The organism is Enterobacter sp. MGH 33 (assembly GCF_000534535.1).
Lineage (GTDB): Bacteria > Pseudomonadota > Gammaproteobacteria > Enterobacterales > Enterobacteriaceae > Enterobacter > Enterobacter hormaechei_C.
In genome coordinates, this window is sequence record NZ_KI973212.1 from 3,262,458 (window position 1) to 3,283,930 (window position 21,473).

19 protein-coding genes are annotated in these 21,473 nt (G+C 55.6%); 1 reads left to right on the plus strand and 18 read right to left on the minus strand.

Features of this window, described 5'->3' with window-relative positions:
• Positions 1–21: 21 nt before the first annotated feature.
• From cpsG to L379_RS08710, 15 genes are all read right to left on the minus strand, one after another.
• On the minus strand, positions 22–1,392 hold the full coding sequence (gene cpsG / locus L379_RS08780) for a colanic acid biosynthesis phosphomannomutase CpsG (RefSeq protein WP_032654202.1): 1,371 nt from the start codon (positions 1,390–1,392) through the stop codon (positions 22–24).
• 109 nt (positions 1,393–1,501) lie between these two features.
• The gene (cpsB, locus tag L379_RS08775; protein WP_017693088.1) at positions 1,502–2,938 is read right to left on the minus strand and encodes a mannose-1-phosphate guanyltransferase; all 1,437 of its coding nucleotides are present in this window, start codon (positions 2,936–2,938) and stop codon (positions 1,502–1,504) included.
• Between the two features lie 3 nt (positions 2,939–2,941).
• Positions 2,942–4,165 carry a colanic acid biosynthesis fucosyltransferase WcaI gene (gene wcaI / locus L379_RS08770; RefSeq protein WP_032654204.1) on the minus strand — a complete coding sequence of 408 codons (1,224 nt, stop codon included), beginning with the start codon at positions 4,163–4,165 and terminating at the stop codon, positions 2,942–2,944.
• A complete protein-coding gene (locus L379_RS08765; protein ID WP_065186924.1) occupies positions 4,162–4,641 on the minus strand; it encodes a GDP-mannose mannosyl hydrolase in 480 nt (159 codons plus the stop codon). Before L379_RS08765 ends, wcaI begins: the two co-directional genes overlap by 4 nt.
• Before the next feature lie 2 nt (positions 4,642–4,643).
• Positions 4,644–5,609 (minus strand): GDP-L-fucose synthase, encoded by a 966-nt coding sequence (locus L379_RS08760; protein ID WP_015572377.1) that lies wholly within the window; start codon positions 5,607–5,609, stop codon positions 4,644–4,646.
• Between the two features lie 2 nt (positions 5,610–5,611).
• On the minus strand, positions 5,612–6,733 hold the full coding sequence (gene gmd / locus L379_RS08755; protein ID WP_003863514.1) for a GDP-mannose 4,6-dehydratase: 1,122 nt from the start codon (positions 6,731–6,733) through the stop codon (positions 5,612–5,614).
• 21 nt (positions 6,734–6,754) lie between these two features.
• Positions 6,755–7,309: a colanic acid biosynthesis acetyltransferase WcaF gene (gene wcaF / locus L379_RS08750; RefSeq protein WP_015572376.1), complete on the minus strand. Its 555-nt coding sequence runs from the start codon at positions 7,307–7,309 to the stop codon at positions 6,755–6,757.
• 16 nt (positions 7,310–7,325) lie between these two features.
• Positions 7,326–8,072, minus strand: a complete 747-nt coding sequence (gene wcaE / locus L379_RS08745) for a colanic acid biosynthesis glycosyltransferase WcaE (protein ID WP_003863510.1) — start codon at positions 8,070–8,072, stop codon at positions 7,326–7,328.
• Positions 8,073–8,088: 16 nt separating this feature from the next.
• Positions 8,089–9,309, minus strand: a complete 1,221-nt coding sequence (wcaD, locus tag L379_RS08740) for a colanic acid polymerase WcaD (RefSeq protein WP_032654206.1) — start codon at positions 9,307–9,309, stop codon at positions 8,089–8,091.
• Positions 9,284–10,501: a colanic acid biosynthesis glycosyltransferase WcaC gene (gene wcaC / locus L379_RS08735; RefSeq protein WP_017383273.1), complete on the minus strand. Its 1,218-nt coding sequence runs from the start codon at positions 10,499–10,501 to the stop codon at positions 9,284–9,286. The genes wcaD and wcaC overlap by 26 nt, the downstream gene beginning before the upstream one ends.
• The gene (gene wcaB / locus L379_RS08730) at positions 10,498–10,989 is read right to left on the minus strand and encodes a colanic acid biosynthesis acetyltransferase WcaB (protein ID WP_003863505.1); all 492 of its coding nucleotides are present in this window, start codon (positions 10,987–10,989) and stop codon (positions 10,498–10,500) included. The genes wcaC and wcaB overlap by 4 nt, the downstream gene beginning before the upstream one ends.
• Positions 10,989–11,831 (minus strand): colanic acid biosynthesis glycosyltransferase WcaA, encoded by an 843-nt coding sequence (gene wcaA / locus L379_RS08725; RefSeq protein WP_017383272.1) that lies wholly within the window; start codon positions 11,829–11,831, stop codon positions 10,989–10,991. The genes wcaB and wcaA overlap by 1 nt, the downstream gene beginning before the upstream one ends.
• A 110-nt stretch (positions 11,832–11,941) precedes the next feature.
• Complete coding sequence (wzc, locus tag L379_RS08720; protein ID WP_015572374.1) at positions 11,942–14,104, minus strand: tyrosine-protein kinase Wzc; 2,163 nt, start codon at positions 14,102–14,104, stop codon at positions 11,942–11,944.
• 2 nt (positions 14,105–14,106) lie between these two features.
• On the minus strand, positions 14,107–14,550 hold the full coding sequence (gene wzb, locus L379_RS08715; RefSeq protein ID WP_003862078.1) for a low molecular weight protein-tyrosine-phosphatase Wzb: 444 nt from the start codon (positions 14,548–14,550) through the stop codon (positions 14,107–14,109).
• 6 nt (positions 14,551–14,556) lie between these two features.
• Positions 14,557–15,693, minus strand: coding sequence for a polysaccharide export protein (locus L379_RS08710; protein WP_032654207.1), 1,137 nt, complete (start codon positions 15,691–15,693; stop codon positions 14,557–14,559).
• 693 nt (positions 15,694–16,386) lie between these two features.
• On the opposite strand from L379_RS08710, the gene L379_RS08705 reads away from it, so the two are divergent.
• Complete coding sequence (locus L379_RS08705; protein ID WP_015572372.1) at positions 16,387–17,970, plus strand: TerC family protein; 1,584 nt, start codon at positions 16,387–16,389, stop codon at positions 17,968–17,970.
• Positions 17,971–18,060: 90 nt separating this feature from the next.
• On the opposite strand, the gene asmA is transcribed toward L379_RS08705, so the two are convergent.
• The 3 genes from asmA to udk form a co-directional block, all read right to left on the minus strand.
• A complete protein-coding gene (asmA, locus tag L379_RS08700) occupies positions 18,061–19,911 on the minus strand; it encodes an outer membrane assembly protein AsmA (protein ID WP_032654208.1) in 1,851 nt (616 codons plus the stop codon).
• A 23-nt stretch (positions 19,912–19,934) separates the two neighbouring features.
• A complete protein-coding gene (gene dcd / locus L379_RS08695) occupies positions 19,935–20,516 on the minus strand; it encodes a dCTP deaminase (RefSeq protein WP_006811250.1) in 582 nt (193 codons plus the stop codon).
• A gap of 91 nt (positions 20,517–20,607) precedes the next feature.
• Positions 20,608–21,249, minus strand: coding sequence for a uridine kinase (gene udk / locus L379_RS08690; protein WP_000130320.1), 642 nt, complete (start codon positions 21,247–21,249; stop codon positions 20,608–20,610).
• Positions 21,250–21,473: the final 224 nt, after the last annotated feature.

The window sequence follows — 21,473 nt, forward strand, 5'->3', positions numbered from 1 at the left end:
GGCTGGGGTGAGGGGCAGTATTTACTGATTCAACAGCGCCAGAATGTCCTTCGTTCGGGCTTCCATCAGCGCGGTATCGGCGCGGGACTCCACGTTCAGGCGCACCACCGGCTCGGTGTTGGAGGAGCGCAGGTTGAAGCGCCACTGCGGGAACGCCATGCTGATACCGTCGGTACGGTCAATCTCCAGCGCATGAATGGCAAAGTGGTGCTCTACGCGGGCAATGGCCTCAGCGGGCTGCGCCAGTTTGCTGTTGATCTCCCCGCTCGCCGGGAACGCCGCCATGCGGTCGCGCACCAGTTCGCCCAGGCTCTGCCCTTTCAGGCACAGCAGCTCGGTGACCAGCAGCCACGGGATCATCCCGCTGTCGCAGTAGGCAAAATCACGGAAATAGTGGTGGGCGCTCATCTCGCCGCCGTAGATGGCGTCTTCCTCACGCATACGCTCTTTGATAAACGCGTGGCCGGTTTTGGACATCACCGGCTCGCCGCCCGCGGCCTTCACCACGTCGACGGTGTTCCAGGAAAGACGCGGATCGTGAATGATTTTCGCCCCCGGGTTTTTCTCGAGGAACGCTTCCGCCAGCAGGCCAACGATGTAGTAGCCTTCGATAAACTGCCCTTTCTCGTCGAACAGGAAGCAGCGGTCGAAATCGCCGTCAAAGGCGATACCCATATCGGCGCCGTGCTCAATCACCGCGTTGCGGGTGTCGTCGCGGCACTCCGGCAGCAGCGGGTTAGGAATACCGTTCGGGAAGTTGCCGTCAGGCGTGTTGTGCACTTTGACGAAGGTCACCGGCACGTTCATCGCCTTAAAGCGGGCTTCAAGTGCATCGACAACCGGGCCTGCCGCGCCGTTGCCGGAGTTAATCACCAGCTTCAGCGGTTTGAGGTTCGCCACGTTGATGTAGCCCAGCAGGTGGTCGATGTACTCTTTTTGCAGGTTAATCTGCTTATAGCTGCCGCGTGTGGCTTCATTCACCGGCGGGAAGTCGTTGGCCTCGGCCAGACGCTGCACGTCACGCAGGCCGGTGTCACCGCTGATAGGACGCGCGCCCTTGCGTACCAGCTTCATGCCGTTGTAGTCCATCGGGTTATGGCTGGCCGTCACTTCGATACCGCCGTCCACGCCCAGGTGGAAGGTGGCAAAATAGATCTCTTCGGTACCGGAAAGGCCAATGTCCAGCACATCGACGCCCGCGTCCTGTAGCCCTTTCGCCAGCGCCAGCTTCAGGGATTTGCTGGTCAGACGCACGTCGCCGCCCAGCACGATAGTTTGTGGTTTCAGGTATTCGCCGTACGCGCGGCCGATGCGCCACGCAATGTCTTCGTTCAGCTCTTCGCCCAGCTTGCCGCGAATATCGTAGGCTTTAAAACAGGTTAATTTTTCCATGATGACCCCTTTTTCAGGCAACAGTTGGCCCTGACCATGTAATGGCCAAATTTATTTTTGTCATTCGTAGGCCCGGAAAGCGCAGCGCCACCGGGCATGATGCGGAGTGCTACACGCGCCCGTAGCGATCCTGGAAGCGGATGATGTCGTCCTCTTCCAGATAGGAGCCGGAACGCACCTCAATTAAGTCGAGCGGAATTTTCCCCGGGTTTTCCAGACAGTGCGTGGCGCCCAGCGGAATATAAATGGACTCGTTTTCACCGAGCAGCTTCACTTCACCGTCGATGGTCACTTTGGCGGTCCCCGCCACCACCACCCAGTGTTCGGCGCGGTGATGGTGCATCTGCACCGACAGCCCTTCTCCCGGCTTCACGGTGATGCGTTTCACCTGGTAACGCTCGCCGGCGTCGATGGAGTCATATTTGCCCCACGGGCGGTAGACTTCGCGGTGAATATGGTGTTCGTGGCGGCCATCGGCCTTGATCTGCTCCACCACTTTTTTAACGTCTTGCACGGCATTACGGTCGGCAATCAGCACCGCGTCTTTGGTCTGCACGACCACCAGATCCTTCACCCCTACCGTGGTGACGAGGCCAGATTCGGCGTAGACGTAGCTGTTTTCCGTTTTGTGGCTGATCACATCCCCGTGATGGACGTTACCCTCCGGGGTATGCGCGCTGATCTCCCACAGTGACGACCAGGAGCCGACGTCGCTCCAGCCCGCATCCATCGGTACCACTACCGCATCTGCCGTACGTTCCATTACCGCATAGTCAATGGACTCTTCCGGACAGGCGAGGAAGGCTTCTTCGTCCACGCGGATAAAATCGAGATCCGGATCCACCACCGCCATCGCTTTTTCGCAGGCGCGTAAGATATCCGGGCGATATTTTTCCAGCTCTTCCAGGTAGCGACCGGCGCGGAACAGGAACATACCGCTGTTCCAGTAGTATTCCCCGCTGGCGACGTACGCCTGCGCGGTTTCCAGATTCGGTTTTTCGACAAACTGCGCCACGTCAAAGGCCACGCTGTCGCCTTCACCAGGCGTAACGCTGCCGCGGCGAATGTAGCCATAGCCGGTTTCCGGGAGATCCGGCACGATGCCGAAGGTCACCAGCTTGCCGTTCTCAGCGTAAGGAATCGCGGCGCGTACCGCATCGCGGAAGGCCTCTTCCTGCTGGATGACGTGGTCAGCCGCCAGCACCAGCATCAGCGGGTCGCAGTCCGGGCTGCTGCGTTTTGCCGCCAGCGCCGCAAGGGCAATGGCAGGCGCCGTGTTGCGTCCGGCAGGCTCCAGAATGATATTTTCGGTCAGTTTGTTCAGCTGGCGCAGCTGCTCGGCAACGATAAAGCGGTGCTGTTCGTTACAGATCACCACCGGGCTTTCACACTCCACGCCGTGCAGACGGTTAACCGTCGTTTGCAGCATGGTGAGGTCGCCTTTCAGGCACAGAAATTGTTTTGGATAAAGCACGCGGGACAGTGGCCACAACCGGCTCCCGGATCCACCCGCCATTACGACCGGATACAAAGTGGTTTGACTCATGATTTATCCCCGTATATCTGCAATAAATTGGCTCAGCACGTTCTCTTTCTCGAGCGTGCGTTCGGCATATTCACGTGCCACCGTGTTCTCTTTTGGCATGGCGAGTGCCTGCTCAATTCCGGTCACCAGCGCAGGAACCGATTCCGGCTCCACGCAAACGGCAATGCCCGGGTAGCTGTTGCACAGCTGGCCTAATTCTGTTGCGGCTTCTGCCGTAATCACCGCGTTTCCGCCCACTGCCAGAATGTTGGTCAGCTTGGACGGCAGCACCGCATCCGCCGCGCCACGTTTTTGCACCACCAGATGGCAATCCGCCATTTTCAGCAGCGCGGGCAGCGCGTCATAAGACTGAAGCGGGAAGAAGCGGATGTTGGTCAGTCCGCGCTCGCTGGCCATTTTTTCCAGCCGCGCTTTACCGCCGCCCTGCCCGACTATCACGAACATCCACGGGTGTTCGCTCAGCTGAAGCGCGGCGTCAATCACGCTCTCCAGCCCCTGTTTTTCGCCGATGTTGCCTGAGTAAAGAATGATTTTTTGCTCAGCAGGCAACCCGAGCTGCGCGCGTAACGCCTGCGCATCCTGGTCTGTCACATCGCGGAAGCGCGCCACTTCGGACCAGTTCGGAAAGAAGATCACTTTTTCCGCCGGGACGCCCTTCTCCTGCGCCTTGTTCATCATCGAGCGCGAAATGGTCGAGACGTAATCCACGTTGTGCAGGCCGCTGCGCTCAAAGGCGCTGGCGAGCTTCTCCACCTTGCCGCCCTTGCCTTTCCCGGCCATCCCCAGCCCGAGCATGGCGTCCACTTCATAATCCTGAATGTGCAGCAGGGTGCGCGCGCCGGAGAGTTTGCCCAGCAGGCGCATGCCTGGCGTGCAGAACAGCGTCGGCACCACGCCGATGATGCGATCCGGCTTCCAGCGACGCTGCGCCATCAGCGGGAAGAAACTGCTCAGGGCAAAGCTGCCCAGATGAATTAAACGTTTCAGCGTCGAGGGCTGTTTCGGCACGTAGAGCGGGCAGCGCCAGACGGTCGCGGCGCCTTCTTCGCGGCGGTAGCGCCAGCTGGAATAGCGTTCGCCTACCTTCCACTCCGGGTAATACGGCGGGGCAGTAATCACCCGCACGTCATGTCCCTGGCTCGCCATCCACTCGACCATCTCGCCGGTGTATTTCCCGATACCGGTAAGCTCCGGCGAGTAGTTAATTCCGTAGACGAGGATTTTCATAGACCTGGCACCTCGGCCTGACGTTCCGCAAGGAAGTACGCCCGACTGTTGTCATGGACGTTGTCGCTTGCCAGCAGCGCCTCTGGCGTTAACCAGCGGTAATCGTCATGCTGAGAATCAGGCAGACGCAGGTCTGCCTCACTCACCTTCAGGCGGAACCCCAGCACGATGTAGTGCGTGGTGAACCCGGTGCCTGAAAAGTTATCGTCATAGAAGTGCTGCCAGACCCCGTAAAACTGGCCCGCTGCCATCGGCAGTTGCAGACCCAGTTCCGCCAGAGTGAGACGCTCAAACGCATCGGTAAGCGTCTCATCCTTCTGCACGCGCCCGCCGGGCACGAACCAGAAGCCCTGTGCAGGACGATTGGTTCGTTTCCCCAGCAAGAACTCGCCGCGTTCATTCTCCACGATCAAATCGATTGAGATCAGCGGAGTGGAACGCACTACCGTGGCAAAATCTTCCTGACTTAAAAACATCATTACCCCCGGAAGCGGTGCTGGTTTTCCAGGAACCACTGGTAGGTGCTGGCCAGCCCCTGCTCCAGTGAGACCTCGTGATACCAGCCCAGCTGATGCAGACGGGTCACGTCCAGCAGCTTGCGCGGCGTGCCGTCCGGTTTGGTGGCGTCAAACACCACGCGTCCTTTGTAGCCCACCACCTGCGCGATGGTCTGCGCCAGCTCGCGAATGGTGCAGTCCACGCCGGTCCCGACGTTAATGTGCGACAGCATCGGCTCGGTGTTTTCCTGCCACACCTCGCGATCCAGCTCCATGACGTGAATGCTGGCCGCCGCCATGTCGTCCACGTGCAGGAACTCACGCATTGGCGTACCGCTGCCCCACACCACCACGTCCGGGGCGTTTTCGGCAGTCGCCTCGTGGAAACGACGCAGCAGCGCCGGGATCACGTGCGAATTGCTCGGGTGGAAGTTGTCGTGCGGTCCGTACAGGTTGGTCGGCATCACCGAGCGATAGTCGCGGTTATACTGACGGTTGTAGGATTCACACAGCTTGATCCCGGCAATTTTGGCAATCGCATACGGCTCGTTGGTGGCTTCAAGCGTGCCCTGCAACAGTTCGCTCTCGGCGATCGGCTGCTTCGCCATTTTCGGGTAGATACAGGATGAGCCGAGGAACAGCAGTTTATTCACGTTGTGCAGATGCGCCGCGTGAATGATGTTGCTCTCAATCATCATGTTCTCGTAGATGAAATCCGCCGGGTAGGTGTTGTTAGCGACAATGCCGCCCACCTTCGCCGCCGCCAGATACACCTGGTCGATACGTTCGCTGGCGAAGAAGTCCTGCACCGCTTTGCTGTCAAGCAGGTTCAGCTCGTCGCGGGTGCGAACAATCACCTCAACGTCGCCGCGCTGTTCCAGCTGGCGAACAATCGCGGAACCCACCATTCCGCGATGACCGGCGACAAAAATACGTTGTTTTGTCATTCTCAGGACTCCAGCGCGATGGCAACCTCGTAGCCATGAGACTTGAGCAGGGAGTGTTTTTTCGCTGCTTCAAGATCTTTGGCCACCATCTCGGATACCATTTCTTGCAGGGTGGTTTCTGGTTTCCAGCCCAGCTTCTCGTGCGCTTTGGTTGGGTCGCCCAGCAGGGTTTCCACTTCAGCAGGACGGAAGTAACGCGGATCAACCTGGACAATCACGTCGCCTGGCTTCACGCCCGGTGCGTCGTGGCCGGTCACGGAAACAACGATACCCTTCTCTTCCACGCCGGTGCCTTCGAAGCGCAGCTTGATGCCCAGCTGTGCCGCAGCCATCTCAACGAACTGACGCACGGAGTACTGCACGCCGGTCGCGATCACGAAGTCTTCTGGCTGTTCCTGCTGCAACATCATCCACTGCATTTTCACGTAGTCTTTCGCATGGCCCCAGTCACGCAGGGAATCCATGTTGCCGAGGTGCAGGCAAGACTCCAGGCCCTGAGCGATGTTGGCGATCGCGCGGGTGATTTTGCGGGTCACGAAGGTTTCGCCGCGACGCGGAGATTCGTGGTTGAACAGAATGCCGTTACAGGCGTACATGCCGTAGGATTCACGGTAGTTCACGGTGATCCAGTAAGCGTACAGTTTCGCCACAGCGTACGGAGAACGTGGGTAGAACGGCGTGGTCTCTTTCTGCGGAATTTCCTGCACCAGACCGTACAGCTCAGAGGTAGATGCCTGGTAGAAGCGGGTTTTCTTCTCAAGACCAAGGAAGCGAATCGCTTCCAGGAGACGCAGCGTACCCATCGCATCCACGTCAGCGGTGTACTCCGGGGACTCGAAGGAAACCGCAACGTGGCTCATTGCCCCCAGGTTGTACACTTCGTCCGGCTGTACTTCTTGCAGGATGCGGGTCAGGTTGGAGGTATCGGTCAGGTCGCCGTAGTGCAGATGGAATTTCGGGTTTGCCGCATGCGGATCCTGGTAAATGTGATCGACACGCTCGGTGTTGAATGAAGAGGCACGACGCTTAATACCGTGAACTTCATACCCTTTTTCCAGCAGCAATTCTGCCAGGTAAGAACCATCTTGTCCGGTAACGCCGGTGATGAGAGCGACTTTAGACATGTTTATATTCCTCTGTACTTATCAAAGTTTTTCAGTTTCAACGCGTTCGCGTATCACCACTGCGGGGTTGCCACGGCAAATTTTATTTGCCGGAAGCGATTTAAAAACGCTGCTGCGGGCACCGACTACCGTGCCATCGCCAACAGAAACACCGGGTGCAACAAAGACATCTGTTGCCAGCCAGCATTTTTCACCAATCACAACAGGCGAAGCGGTAATATCAAAATGCGGGCTCATAAAATCGTGGCTGCCGGTGCACAAATAACACTTCTGTGAAACCACCGAATTTGCGCCAATCGTAATCTCGCCAAGGGTATATAACACCGCGTCATCCCCAACCCAGGCGTAATCCCCAAGCGTTAATTTCCAGGGATAAGTAATTTTCACCGAAGGTCGAATGACTACGTTTTTTCCTATTTTTGCGCCAAACAGACGCAGTAAAAATGCGCGCCAGCGGTACAGTATTTGCGGCGACCAGGCAAATAACGTTGCCTGTACAGCCCACCACAGTTGAACTTTAATACCGCTCCCGCCCCGAAAACCTTTCGGCACGGAGAATCCATTTAATTCCTGCATTACGTTTCCTTATATCTCAGGCTTTGTTATATAAGGCTTTCGCTTTACCCGTCGTTTTCAGACGTAAGAAATAAGATAATTCCGCCCAGAACCCCGGCACGCGTAATATTTTACGCTGCACGTTTTTGGCATCCTGGCACAGTTCCAGATTATTCGAGGTTGACACGCCACCCATTGAAAATTCAGATACCAGTCCTTTAATTCGACGGAACGGGTAGCCAGATTTGTACAGGCTGGCGGCCAGGGCATAATCTGATGACACTTTATAGCGCAAATCGTAAGGCTGTTTTTTCAGGCCGCTCATTGGGAAGAAAATAGCCTGATGGCTGGCCGGCAGGCTGTGGTAGATATACCAGCCTGGTTTCGCGCCGCGCAGCACTTTTTTCCCCTCGCCGAAATCAAGCAGCGCATCACCAATAAACATGGCATCTTCTTTCTGGCGCGCCAGCTGACGGGCAAACAGCGCCACATCTTCATGGAACACATCGCCGGAATTGAGGAAGATGGCGTAACGCCCCTGCGCCATGTTGATGCCTTTATTCATGGCATCGTAAATGCCTTTATCTTTCTCACTGATGTAACGTAAGTTGAACTCACCGTTGAGTTTTTCCAGGAACTCCGCCGTGCCGTCGTTCGAGCCGCCATCGACCACGATCCACTCAAAGGTGAGGCTCGGATCGCGCGCCAGGTTGCGCAGCGAGCGCCAGGTTTTTACCACCCCTTCGTAGTTACGAAAGGCGACAGTAATGACGCTAAGAAACATAAATCACCTCATTTCGTCATACGCTCGTAATATTCAGCGCTTTGCGCAAAATAAACGGACATACAATTAAGAATGCATATTCCGGGCTAAATATTGACCCGGTAAAAAACAACGACACCGGTGTGAACAGATAAAGTTGCACGCGAAAGTTCTGGTTATCACCAAACGCGTTAATCATCATTTTGAAAACTTTAAACAGATACCACAGTGTCAACAGTACGGCGAACCAGGAAAAATAGATAATTAACAGATACAGACCATTGTCTATGGTTTTACCGACCTCCGCACCGTTAAAGATTCCGAATGATGCAACATATTCGTAAAGTGAGCCGAATCTTACTACGCCATCAATATGGGTTAAGGAATAACCCACCATCACCAGTGGACCAATGATGCGATAATAGGACGACGAACCTTCCGTTCCCAAATCACCCAGACGTTCAGAAATGTACGGAAACGCAAATATTACGCCCACTAAAAATACCGTCAGAGAGATTATCGCCAGCGGCAGTTTTTTCTTAATCGCCTCTTTGTTCAGGTACTGGAACGCCCACTCCAGCAGGTAAAACAGAATAAACGTCATTACCCCGGAGAACGACCCTGACAGAACGATTCCTGCAAGAATCATAGCATCGGTCTTGGGGGTTTTGATACCGAACTGTTTGATGCTGAGCCAAATTGAGATTAATGCCAGAGCAAAAAACGCCGGTTCAAAATAGAGCGCGGTTGTACGCTTGCCACCAAACTTAATGAAGTTCAGTACATAGCTGTTACTGTATATAAGATATTTCGATATTATTTCCATCAGGCTACTGCCGCCTGTGAGAATAATTTGCGCCATCTCCATTGCCGCAAGCACAACAATCAGCCCGACGACAATATAAAAGAACCTGAGGATTTTCCTATAATTGTGCGGAGAAATAGTTTTAAAGCGAATACTCCACACCATGCCAATAATGATAACGATATAAACAAACAGCATGGTGGAGGTGACATATTTGCTGGCGTCCAGCGACTGACCAAAGATGTAGTTAAACGCCGTCAGACCAAACCCGATGCCCAGTGAAATCATCAGCTTTTTGAGGTTAAGCTTGTCAACGTAAAGCAACAGCAGAACCGGCAGGAAGGTGACGATAGTGATCGGGAAGCTTTCACCGAGCTGGGCAATCTTAACGTTGACCAGCAGGTAGATCAGCGGCAGCAGCAGATAACTACAGATTCTGATAGAACGAGACATACTCCTCCAGCATCTGTTGTCCACTGTACGCTTTGCGGCTACGGTTGCGGAACGATTCCAGGTCCGTGCCAAAAACAGCCTGCGCGATATCGGCCTTCGACAACTGCACCAGCGGCAGCACCTCATTTTCACTGAAGGTTTTACCGCCGGATTTCTCCAGCACTTCCCGCGCGGCGTCGCTGTGGGTGGCAATCACCGGTACGCCGATGGAGAGCGCTTCGCACAGGATCAGCGGGTAGTTGTCCACGCGGGAGCTGAACACCAGCGCGTCCATACCGTTCAGCGCGCTCATCAGTTTGCGCTTGTCGGTTTCAAACCCGTGGTTCACCACGTTAGCGCCATCAAACGGCGAGAATTTGCCAAAGGTATGCAGCTCAATTTTGTCGCCGAGCGCCATCATGTCGCGCACCAGCTGCTGGTTGGTTTTGCCGTCGTAGCGCAGGTCATGGGCGACGACCGCAATTTTCGGCCTACCGGGGGTAACGGCTACGGGCGTCAGTTCGGCCAGGATCGCTTCCGTTGCCACATCAATACCGTTGTTGATGATCTGGCAGCGCCCTGCTCCGTACAGGCTATTAAAAGCGTCCGCCACGTGCTGGCTTGGGGAGATAAAGGTGCAGCCGAGCGAGAGCATATCGCGGAACAGCTGACGCTTACCCTCAACCAGCTGATGCGCGCGATCGACCTTCACAGGCGGGTAGTTGCTGAGCGTAGGGCATTTCTGGCAGTTATCTTTCCAGCCTTCGCAGCCGTCGGTAAAGGCGCAACGTCCGGTCACGCTCCAGTGGTCGTGCAGCGTCCAGACAAATCGGGTATCCGGCTTGTGCGCCTTCACCTTGCCACAAAACGCCACCACCTCTTCCAGATTCAGCCAGTAGCTGTGCAGCACGTGGAAGTGCAGCACAACCGGGCCGCGAGTGCGGGTGACGGTGCGGTAGAGATTATTCAGGTTGCCGAACAGGTCGCGGTTAAACAGGCGGAACAGCGCAATATTGGCGATGGAGGTCAGACGTGGCGTCTGCTTCAGCACCTGCGGATAGTTATCATGGCTGACGCTTTTCTTGCCGCCTTTACCGTAACCGTAAACAAAGCGCGACTGGAGTCCTTTTTGCAGCGCGCGCTGGTGCAGATCCAGCGCTACGCCTGCCGCCCCGCCCTCTGCGAGGCGTACGTTAAATTGCAGAATGTTCATTTAATCACCTTCACGCGGGCTTTCTCGCCCACCACCAGCGCGTTGTCCGGAATGCTGTCCAGCACCACGCTGCCTGCGCCAATCGTCACGTTATTACCCACGGTAATGTCCCCGATCATCACCACGTTGGCGCCCAACTCGACGTTATTGCCAATCACCGGGCAAGCCAGGCTGTCTGGCCCGCGGTTGCCGATTGTCACCCCGTGGCGAATGGTGAAATCATCACCCGCGACGACGAACTTGTTGATGACCACCGCATAGCCGTGATGAATGGTAAAGCGGCGGCCAATGGTGGCAGCGGCCTGAATTTCATAGCCAAAAAAGCATTCGGTGATGATGCGGTACAGCACCAGCACCGGCGCGGCCCAGATATTGTTCAGCACATTTTTTTTGCGCCACACCGAGCAAAAGTGCGCAATACGGTAGGCCAGAACCATGCAGCACGGGCGCAGGCTCCAGCTGTTAGCGCGGCAATCTTCCAGAAACATTATTTCCCCCGAAGCCCGTCAGCCAGACGCTTGCCGTTACGTACCGACAGCAGCGTCAGCAGCGTGCGCCAGTTCATGCGCTTATTACGGATCTGATACAGGGTGAAGAGCTGATACTTCCGGCTGGCACGGTCAAACTTGTCCTTGTGCTTGCGGTAAAAATGGAAGTAGCCCGAGAATTTCTTCGGCGACGAGGTGATTTGCATCTCCCCGTGATTGATGTGCAGGATCTGCGTGGCCTCTTCCACCTTCCACGGCTCGCCGTACTCCACCACCATCCGCAGGAAGATGTCGTAATCCTGCGCGGCCTTCAGCTCGGTATCGAACAGGCACTCCTTAAAGCGCCATGCCCAGGTAAACACCTGATTGCCGATAATGTTGCGCTTGTAGAACAGGCGGCGGGAATACGGTGATTTCGGATACAGCGGCAGGCTGGCTGGCTGCGAATAGACCTCGCCCTGGCAAACATAGTCATTGGCATACAGAAACGCGTGGGTCACCAGCTGCGCTTTGTGCGACAGGAAGATGGACAGACGGTTTGGCGTCCATTCGTCATCGTCGTCGATACCGGTCAGATACTGCCCTTTCGCCTGCATAATCGCCTGGTTGCGCACCGCACACGCCCCGGAGTTGATGGCGTTGTGCGTGTACACCACGCGCGGGTCGTTCAGGTCTTCGACAAATTTTTGCAGCTGTTCGTAAGAGGAGGAACAGTCATCCACGATAATCAGTTCCCAGTTATCGTAATCCTGACGCAGGACCGATTTAATCGCGCGGATCGCCAGCTGCTGACGATTCCATGTCGGCATATAGATAGAAATCAAAGGGCGTTGTGTGGTCATGGTCTTCCCCTTATCCCTCACCCCGACCCTCTCCCGGAGGGAGAGGGAGAAAAGCTGCACCATGCAGTCCTCTCTCCCCCCTGGGGAGAGGGTTAGGATGAGGGGGATTATTATTTACTGTCAGACTTGTATTCGTACTCGTAGTAGCCGTAATCCTGATACCCGGTCGCGCGGCGGAAGATGGAGTTCAGAATGACCCCCTTCACCTCAATACCGTTCTGCTCAAAGCGGCTCAGGCTGGTTTCCACTTCCTTCAGGGTGTTCACCGCATAGCGTGCGACCATCAGCGTGGTGCCCGCATGACGCCCTACCACGGCAGCGTCGGTGACCGCCAGAATTGGTGGGGTATCGATCAGCACCAGGTCATAGTTTTTGCTCGCCCACTCAATCAGCTGCGTGAAGCGCTCGCTCATCAGCAGTTCAGACGGGTTCGGCGGCACCTGGCCACGCGGGATCAGGTCAAATTTCGGAATCGACGTCGGCTTGGCGCTCTCGCTGATTTCCCCTTTACCGAGCAGGATTTCCGACAGACCGTTAACGTTGTTGGTCCCCAGCAGCTCATGGGTGTAGCCCTTACGCATATCGCAGTCGATCAACAGCACGCGCTTGTTGGTCTGGCTCACCACCGCCGCCAGGTTGGCGCAGACGAAGGTTTTACCGATTGACGGGCTGACACCGGTCATCATCAGGACGTTGTTTTTGGCCTGCATCATGGCGAAGTGGAGGCTGGTACGCAGGCTGCGCACCGCTTCAATCGCCAGGTCAGTCGGGTTACCCACGGCCAGCAGCTGGCTCTGTTTGTAACGCTTGACGCCCTTAACGGTTTTGACGCTGTCACGGGACTTCTGCCACTCTGAAAGCGGGATGCTGGCGTACACGCTGATCCCGTTCTCTTCCAGCACCTGCGGGCTTTCGATACCGCGGTTGAACAGCGAGCGCAGCAGCACGCCGACAATGGAAAGCATCAGGCCGAGAATAATGCTGCCGAGGATAATCAGCGCTTTCTTCGGCTTCAGCACGCCCGGCTGGGTGATGGCAGGGTCGACGATACGCACATCACCCACCGTACTGGCTTCGGTGATCTTCAGCTCCTGCTGTTTGTTCAGCAGCTGCATGTAAACCTGCTGGCCGGATTCCACATCACGCGTCAGGCGTACAATTTCCTGCTGCGTCTTCGGCATCGCGGTCACGCGGTCATTCAGCTTCGCCTTCTCTTCTTCCAGGGTACGACGTTTCTCCAGCAGCGTGCGGTACGCCGGGTGACGTTTGGTATAGAGCTTGGAAATCTCCGCCTCTTTGAAGGTCAGCTCGTTCAGCTGCGCATCAATATTCACCATGGAGTCGAGAACCGATTTCGCCTCCAGCGGCAGATCGACGGAATCCTTGTCCTGACGGTACGCGTTCAGCTTGTTCTCAGCGTCATCCAGACGGGCGCGCACCTCCGGCAGCTGTTTACTGAGAAACGCCAGGCTTTTTGCAGCTTCCGCTGACTTACGCTCAACGTTCTGCTCCAGATAGTTGCGGGTGATGCTATTGAGGATGTCGCGAATTTGATCCTTGTCTTCACCGGTGAAGGTCATGCTCAGGACGCCGGTGTCCTTGCCGTTTTCGGTGACGGTCAGGTTGTTTTGCAGGTTGTTGATCATCCCGAGCGTCGAGAATTTGGTGACCGTAAACTCCCCGCCCTCATGCGCCTGAATTGCGCTGACCTTGATGCTGACGCCCTCTTTGGTCAGCATCTGCCCCACCTCACCGCGTGCGCTGAAGCCCGCGTCGCTGGTCAGTTGATACTGTTTTGGTCCCAGCACGGTCAGGGTAAAGGTTTGGTCCCCTGCCCCTTTTGGGATCACGAAGTCGGTCACTTTTACCGTATCGTTACTGCGCCCCATCAGGCGATCCCAGCCTGCGCCAAATACCGGGAAGGTGTTTTTGGTGACCGCGATATCCAGCCCCAGATCGTGAACCGTTTTGCCCAGTACCAGGCGCGACTGGATCAGCTGAATTTCGGCTTCCGATGCCGGCGGCTTGTTGGCCAGCGCCGAGCCGATATCCTGAACCAGCGAGTTTCCGGTATTTTGTTCGATCTGCACCAGCGCGTCGGCGCTGTAAATAGGCGTCGCGAACAGCGTATAAACGATCGCCGCCACGGCAAAGATGGCGGTAATACCCAGCACCCACCATTTCGCTTCAATAACGGTCCCGACCAGGCGACCGATATCGATTTCATCACTGCCCGACGTCGGGGCGGCAGAAGGTCTTGTTTTTTCTGTCATTGTTATCCCTGCTGAGCTTTCAGTGCCTGCGCCCACTGACGGGCAGACTGGTCTAGTAAGGTGTATACCGCCTCAAAGGCCTCGCGGCTCTTGCGATACGGATCGGGAATTTCGCGCTCACCATCCCAGTGACCAAACAGCATCACCTTGCCGCGCATCTCCGGTGCGATATCGCACAGCGCGTGAATGTGGCGTTTTTCCATCGCGAGGATCAGGTCATATTCCCGGCACATCCGGCCAGAGACCTGACGGGCAACGTGCCCGTCGAGTGAGAGGTTATGCTCAAGGGCAACGCTTGCGGCACGTTCGTCGGCACCTTTTCCGACCAGCGCGCCCAGCCCTGCGGAGTCGACCGTTAACGCAGGCTGGTAATTTTTCAACAGCCTTTCAGCCGTGGGGGAACGGCAAATGTTCCCCACGCACACCACCAGAATTTTGTTAAACATCGCGGCTTACCAGTTATGAACGTCGCTCGCCGTATCCGTCATGTAGCGAACGCCACTGATGGTAGGCAGCAACTGGTTGATCAGACGGTTCCAGCGGGCAACCGGCGCGGTGGTGACATAGACCACATCGTACGGCTGGAGACGGAACGACGTTGCCATGACCAGGGACGTCGCGTCGGACATATCCAGCTGATAGATGTTGGCAATCTTGCCCTTCGCGTTCTCGCCTTTGATAGGACGGATCACGAAGATACCGCTGGCGTTGGAGGCGGTCAGATCGATGCCTTCCGCATTGCCCAGCGCTTCGGTCAGGGTCATACCGCTGAAGTCCATCTTGAGGGTGCTCTGTTTCTTCACTTCACCCATCACGAACACTTTCAGATCGTCGTTGCGCGGCACGTACAGAATATCGCCCGGATAAAGGAGGCGGTTCTGGGTCAGGTCACCGTTTTGCATCAGCGCCTGAAGCGAAATGCGCTGCTCTTTGCCGTTGTGGGTCAGCACCACGTTGCGCCAGTCAGCGCCGTCGGTTAAGCCGCCTGCGGCATTGATCGCATCGAGAACGGTGAGCGGGACGTTGGTGATCGCCTGCTGGCCGGATTTATTGACCTGGCCAGAGATATAGGCTTTCTGGGATCGGAACGCGGCGATATTAACGTCCACCTGCGGGTCAGCAATGTACTGCGCCAGGCGGCCGGTAATATCACTACGGATCTCAGCAAGCGTTTTGCCCGCGACGTGCACTTTGCCAATGTAGGGATAGAACATGGTGCCATCGGACTGTACCCAGTTACCGGTGTCACTTGAGCTGCGGTACTGGCCCGCAGGCGTGGTCAGTTCAGGGTGATCCCAGACGGTCACATTAATGACGTCACCCGGACCCACGCGATACTGGTAAGAGGCAATTTCCTGGTCCAGAGACATATTTGGCTGAGCAACATTTGGACGTGGGCGTAATTGTTCCACCAGACGTGGGGTTAATGGATACACATTCACCATTTTGTCGAGATCAAAATCAGCATCCTGCTGTTTAATCATATCCTTGCCCATTGTCGACATATTGCTGCCGGGAAAGACCGTGCAACCACTCATCAAGGTCACAGACACCAATAATGGCATCAATTTCATTTTGGATTTCATCATTGATTATTTATCACTTTGGCAGAGTAATTATCCTGTGCAATTAAAATAAGCGCGGGTCGTGGTGACAATCAGAATGCAGTTAATCATTTAGCAATATAACTGGCATCAGTCCTAAAAAAAGCTTATTCATCCATTGGCTATTGACAGAATAATTGAGGCTGATTCACACGCTTTCAGGCACGCTACCGCCCTTGGCTTTCAGTTACCAATCCACTGACTAAACAATGCGTTATGGTTAGACACCCTCTTGGATAAGGCCTTTTGCGAAATATATCAAACGCCTCACAGGGGCGATTGATAATGTATAACCTTCACCAAAGACCGAAACAAAAATAGCAACAAGGAGATTTAACATTTGATGCTGGAAGAATTGTTGCAGCTAACCTAATAGCAGGCAAGGAGACAACCGTCCTAATATTCGTTTTTAAGATTAATATTAAGAGCAAAGTTTTAAGGTTTTCGGATTTTCTTTATATTGACAAAATAGATCGCCAGACCATTTATTGCGATATATCCTAAATATCGTCTTATGTAATTAAATCTTCGCAATTAACTTATTTACACCGCCCGGCAAATGGGGTTTACCTGAGTGTAGCATTAAGAGAAATCTCACCCCGGCATTGCAATTTCCGTCGGCTTTATCCATGATCGAAGTGTGACATTAGTCATATAACAGAAGGTATTGCATTTACTATGGAATGGATTGCCGATCCATCAATCTGGGCCGGGCTGGTGACGCTGGTCGTCATCGAATTAGTGCTCGGCATTGATAACCTGGTGTTTATCGCCATCCTTGCCGATAAATTACCCCCTTCACAACGCGACCGCGCCCGCGTGACGGGTCTTCTGCTCGCCATGGTGATGCGTCTGCTGTTACTGGCCTCAATCTCCTGGCTGGTGACGCTGACCAAACCCTTATTCAGCGTGCAGGGTCTGAGCTTTAGCGCCCGAGACCTGATCATGCTTTTCGGCGGATTGTTCCTGCTGTTCAAAGCCACGGTTGAGCTTAATGAGCGGCTGGAAGGAAAAGACAGTGAAAACCCCACCCAGCGACGCGGTGCAAAATTCTGGCCAGTGGTCGCGCAGATAGTGGTGCTGGATGCCGTCTTTTCTCTCGACTCCGTGATCACGGCCGTCGGGATGGTTGACCATCTGGCGGTGATGATGGCCGCGGTGATCATCGCCATCACCCTGATGGTGCTCGCCAGTAAAGCCCTGACGCGCTTCGTGAACAGTCACCCGACTATCGTCATCCTCTGTCTGAGCTTCCTGCTGATGATTGGCTTTAGCCTGGTCGCGGATGGTTTTGGCTTCCATATCCCGAAAGGGTATTTGTACGCCGCCATTGGTTTCTCGGTGCTGATTGAGTTTCTCAACCAGCTGGCCATTTTCAACCGTCGCCGTTTTCTCTCCGCGAACCAGACATTACGACAGCGCACCGCAGATACGGTGATGCGCCTGCTGAGCGGCAAAAAAGAGGATGCCGAGCTGGATGCTGAATCCGCGGCGATGCTTGCCGACCACAGCGACGGGCAGATCTTCAACCCGCAGGAACGCCGGATGATAGAGCGCGTGCTTAACCTCAACCAGCGCTCGGTGAGCAGTATCATGACCTCCCGCCATGACATTGAGCATATTGACCTGACGGCGCCGGAAGAGCAGATCCGCGCCCTGCTGGATAAAAACCAGCACACCCGCGTGGTCGTGACCGGCGGTGAAGAGGAAGAAGAGCTGCTGGGCGTCGTACACGTGATTGACCTCCTGCAACAGCAGCTCCATGGCGAGCCGCTCAACCTGCGGGCGCTGGTGCGCCAGCCGCTGGTCTTCCCGGAAGCGCTGCCGCTGCTCTCCGCGCTGGAGCAGTTCCGCAACGCTCGTACCCACTTCGCGTTTGTCGTTGATGAGTTTGGTTCTGTGGAAGGGCTGGTAACGCTCAGCGACGTGATGGAAACCATCGCCGGTAATCTGCCTAATGAGGTGGATGAGATCGATGCGCGTCACGATATTCAGAAAAACGCCGACGGCAGCTGGACCGCCAACGGCCATATGCCGCTCGAAGATCTGGTGCAGTTCGTTCCGCTTCCGCTGGATGAGAAGCGCGAATACCACACCATCGCCGGTTTGCTGATGGAATATCTGCAACGTATTCCGCAGCCGGGCGAAGAGGTCCAGGTGGGGGATTACATGATCAAAACCTTGCAGGTAGAGAGCCATCGCGTGCAGAAGGTGCAGCTGATACCGCTGCGCGGTGAAGATGAGATGGATTTTGAGGTGTAAAAAAGCCGGGTGGCGCTTCGCTTACCCGGCCTACGGTGTCTGGCTTTTATAGGCCGGGTAAGACAAAGCCGCCACCCGGCACAACAGGCATCACAGCTTATCGAGCAGCTTTTTCACGTCCTTACCTGACTGAGACTCTTTATTGCGGTCCGCCCAGTCATTCAGCCGACGTTTCGCTTCATCCTGAAGGTGCTTCCGCAGGATCTGATCGACCTGCAAACTGTAATTCAACTCCTGCCATTTTCCGTACACGCGCAGCGGTATCGGCGTCTCTTTCAGGAACTCCACAAGCTGGCCTTCGCCTTCCCAGCCAGCCTTCACGCGGACGTTGAAGCGGGTGTCTGCCGTCTCTTTCACCAGATCCAGCGCGCCGGTTCCGGTCAGCGCCAGCAGTGACGACGTCCCCTGCATGTCGTCCAGCGAGAGCTGACCGTTGTCGAGGGCAAGCTCGCTGGTAAAGCTGTCCAGACGGGTTGCGCTGTCGTAGTTTTCATTCGCTTTCACGCTGCTGCTGCGCTCTACCGCCTGCTGCACCAGCTGCTGGAAGTTCAGCCCTTCCATGCGCGAATCTTTCAGCTCAACGTGCGCCTGCCCCTGCCAGCTACGACGGAAAGCGTCCGCATCAATCTTCGTACCAGAGAAATCCCCTGCCAGCGACAGCTGCCCCGTGAGGGCAATCGGGTAATTAAAGGCTTTCAGGATGGTGCCAATCTCAACGTTTTCCAGACGCGGCTGGAACGCGGCGCTGGCAACGTCTTTGCGTACATCCAGCGTGCCCGGCAGGGAGAGGTTCCCTGCTCCCATTTTTCCGCTGAGCTCGGAGATGACCAGCAGGCCGTTGTGGTTGAACATCTGGCTGCTGACGTCAGTAAAATCAATCCCACGCCAGCGCACGCTGTTCGCTTTCAGCAGAATGTCGGCGGTGAATCCGCGCAGGCCGTTGTAGTCAGGCTGATCGAGATTTGAGGAGATCACCGGACGCGACTGCGTGACCTGGCTTTGCCCCACCTGCGTGGCTCCCTCATCGGTCGCGTTCACCGGTTGGGGCGGAAGCAGGTTCTCGAGGTTCAGCTTGTCGAATTGCAGATCCAGCACCCACTTAGGTTTCTCATCAAGCGTGACGCTCGCCTGCCCCTTCAGGGCACTGTCGTTGGCCTGGAGGTTGAGCGCGTTCAGTTCGAGCTGTTTGCGCTCTTCATGCCACACCGCCTGCATCGTGCCCTGGCCGGCAATCCCCTTCGCGGGTAAATCCGCGCCGGTCAGCTGCCAGTTAAGCTGCTGAACGTCCGCCGTCAGCTGGTGCGGATAATCAGAGGCGTTCACGTTCGCGTTCATCGACAGGTTGAGATCGCGCTGATTGCGGTTGATCCGCCCGGAGAACTCCATGGTGGCGTGATGGTTGGCATCCTGCTCCATCCTGAGGTTGATATTGCGTACGGTGATCTGTTCGTCATCTTCATGCTGGAAAACCAGCACGCTGTCGGCAACTTTCAGATTACCAATATCGAACGACCAGCCGGTGTCAGACGGGACGTCAGGCAAGGTGTTTTCACGCGGTGCGACCGGAGCATCCGCCTGACGAACGGCTTCGGTTTGCGGCGTAAGCTGAATCACCGCCCCTTTCAGCATCACCTGTTCAACCTGGAGCTGATGGGATAAGAGCGGGATGAGCGCGACATCAAGACGCATGTTATCCGCCGTGACCAGCGGCTGCGCGGCACCCGGCGCGGTGAGGGACATACGTCCGGAGAGAATGCTGAGCTGAGGCCAGACGTGCCAGCGCAGCGGCCCGTCCAGCTTGAGTTCATACCCGCTGCGCGCTTCCACCTGCCGCACCATGTAGGCCCGGAAGTCATTCGGGTTAACCAGCAGCACCAACGCTGAAAGGCCAGCCACCAGCACCACCAGCAAAATCATCAGCGTTGTCAGAACTCTTCTCATGGCTTCCTCAGTGAACTCACAGATCAGTCTTTATCGATACGACTGGCAACCGCACCCTGCTGGTCGCGATATTTTGCGTCCTGACGGCGGTTATAAGGACGGTCTGCCGGGCCGGTTAGCGGTTCGAAGCTCAACGCACCAATCATCATTCCCGGGCGAAGCGCCAGCGGCAGTTTACCGGCGTTAAAGAACTCCAGCACGATACGGCCAGACCAGCCCGGATCGATACGGTGCGCGGTGACGTGCACCATCAGGCCCAGACGCGCCAGGGAAGAGCGTCCGTCAAGCCAGCCGACCAGGTCCGCAGGCAGCGTGACCGATTCAAAGGTCACCGCCAGCGCCAGTTCGCCAGGATGGAGATAAAACGCCTCTCCTTCTTCGATGACGATTTCGTCGCTCATGACGCGATCCAGCGCCGCACTGACTTCGTCTTTCGGCCCGCTGAGGTCGATAAACGGTGCCGTGTGGCCGCTGAAGGTGCGGAATTTATTCCCCAGACGCACATCGACGGTCACGCCGTTAATACGCTCAACCGGCGGACGCGGGGTGATAGACAGGCGGCCTTCATCCAGCCAGGCTTCTATATCGCGGTCACAAAGACGCATGGCACTTTCTCCTTTCGTGCATCGCGCCCTGAAGCCTTACGGCGTCAGGGCAAAACCAGGTTATCTCTGAACGGTACACAATTCACACGGCTTATTCAAAAAACTGACTGATTTTCGCTTTTAAGATATCAATGGCAATACGGTTTTTACCGCCGCGAGGCACGATAATATCGGCGTATTGTTTCGAAGGCTCAATAAATTGCAGGAACATCGGGCGAACGGTTTTCTGATATTGCGCCATCACGGAGTCCATGGAGCGGCCGCGTTCGTTAACGTCGCGTTTAATACGCCGCATCAGGCAGATATCCAGCGGAGTGTCGACGAAAATCGAGAAGTTCATAGATTCGCGCAGACGGGCGTCGGTGAGCAGCAAAATCCCTTCAAGGATAATCACCTTCTTGGGCTCGATACGGATCGTTTCCTGGGTGCGGGTATGTTCCACGTAGCTGTAGACGGGCAGCTCAATCGCCTCGCCGCGCTTCAGCGCTTCCAGATGCTGGAACAGCAGGCTGTGATCCATCGCACTGGGGTGGTCGTAGTTGGTTTTTACGCGCTCTTCCATCGAAAGATGGGATTGATCTTTGTAATAGCTATCTTCGGGAATAACACCGATATGCTCATCACCCACTTGTTCACGCAGTTCGCGATAAAGCGTACTGGCAATAAGACTTTTACCTGAAGCCGATGCGCCGGCGATGCCTATGATGACGCACTGATGAGACTTATCAGTCATAAATTTAGCGACCTGATTAACCTGGATGTAAGGAAGGACGACGCCGGAGCGTCAAACGCGGCAATTATAGGGATTTCGGGGGCGTGATACCAGTCGAATGCGCAGGTTATGCGAGGCGGGCTGAAAAGCGCTGTTTCACGCCTTTAGCAAAATTTTTACGCGCGGTTTTTCGCCATTTCATCACCCTTCTTCGCAGAGTAACTATTTTATAAGTCTATGAAGTC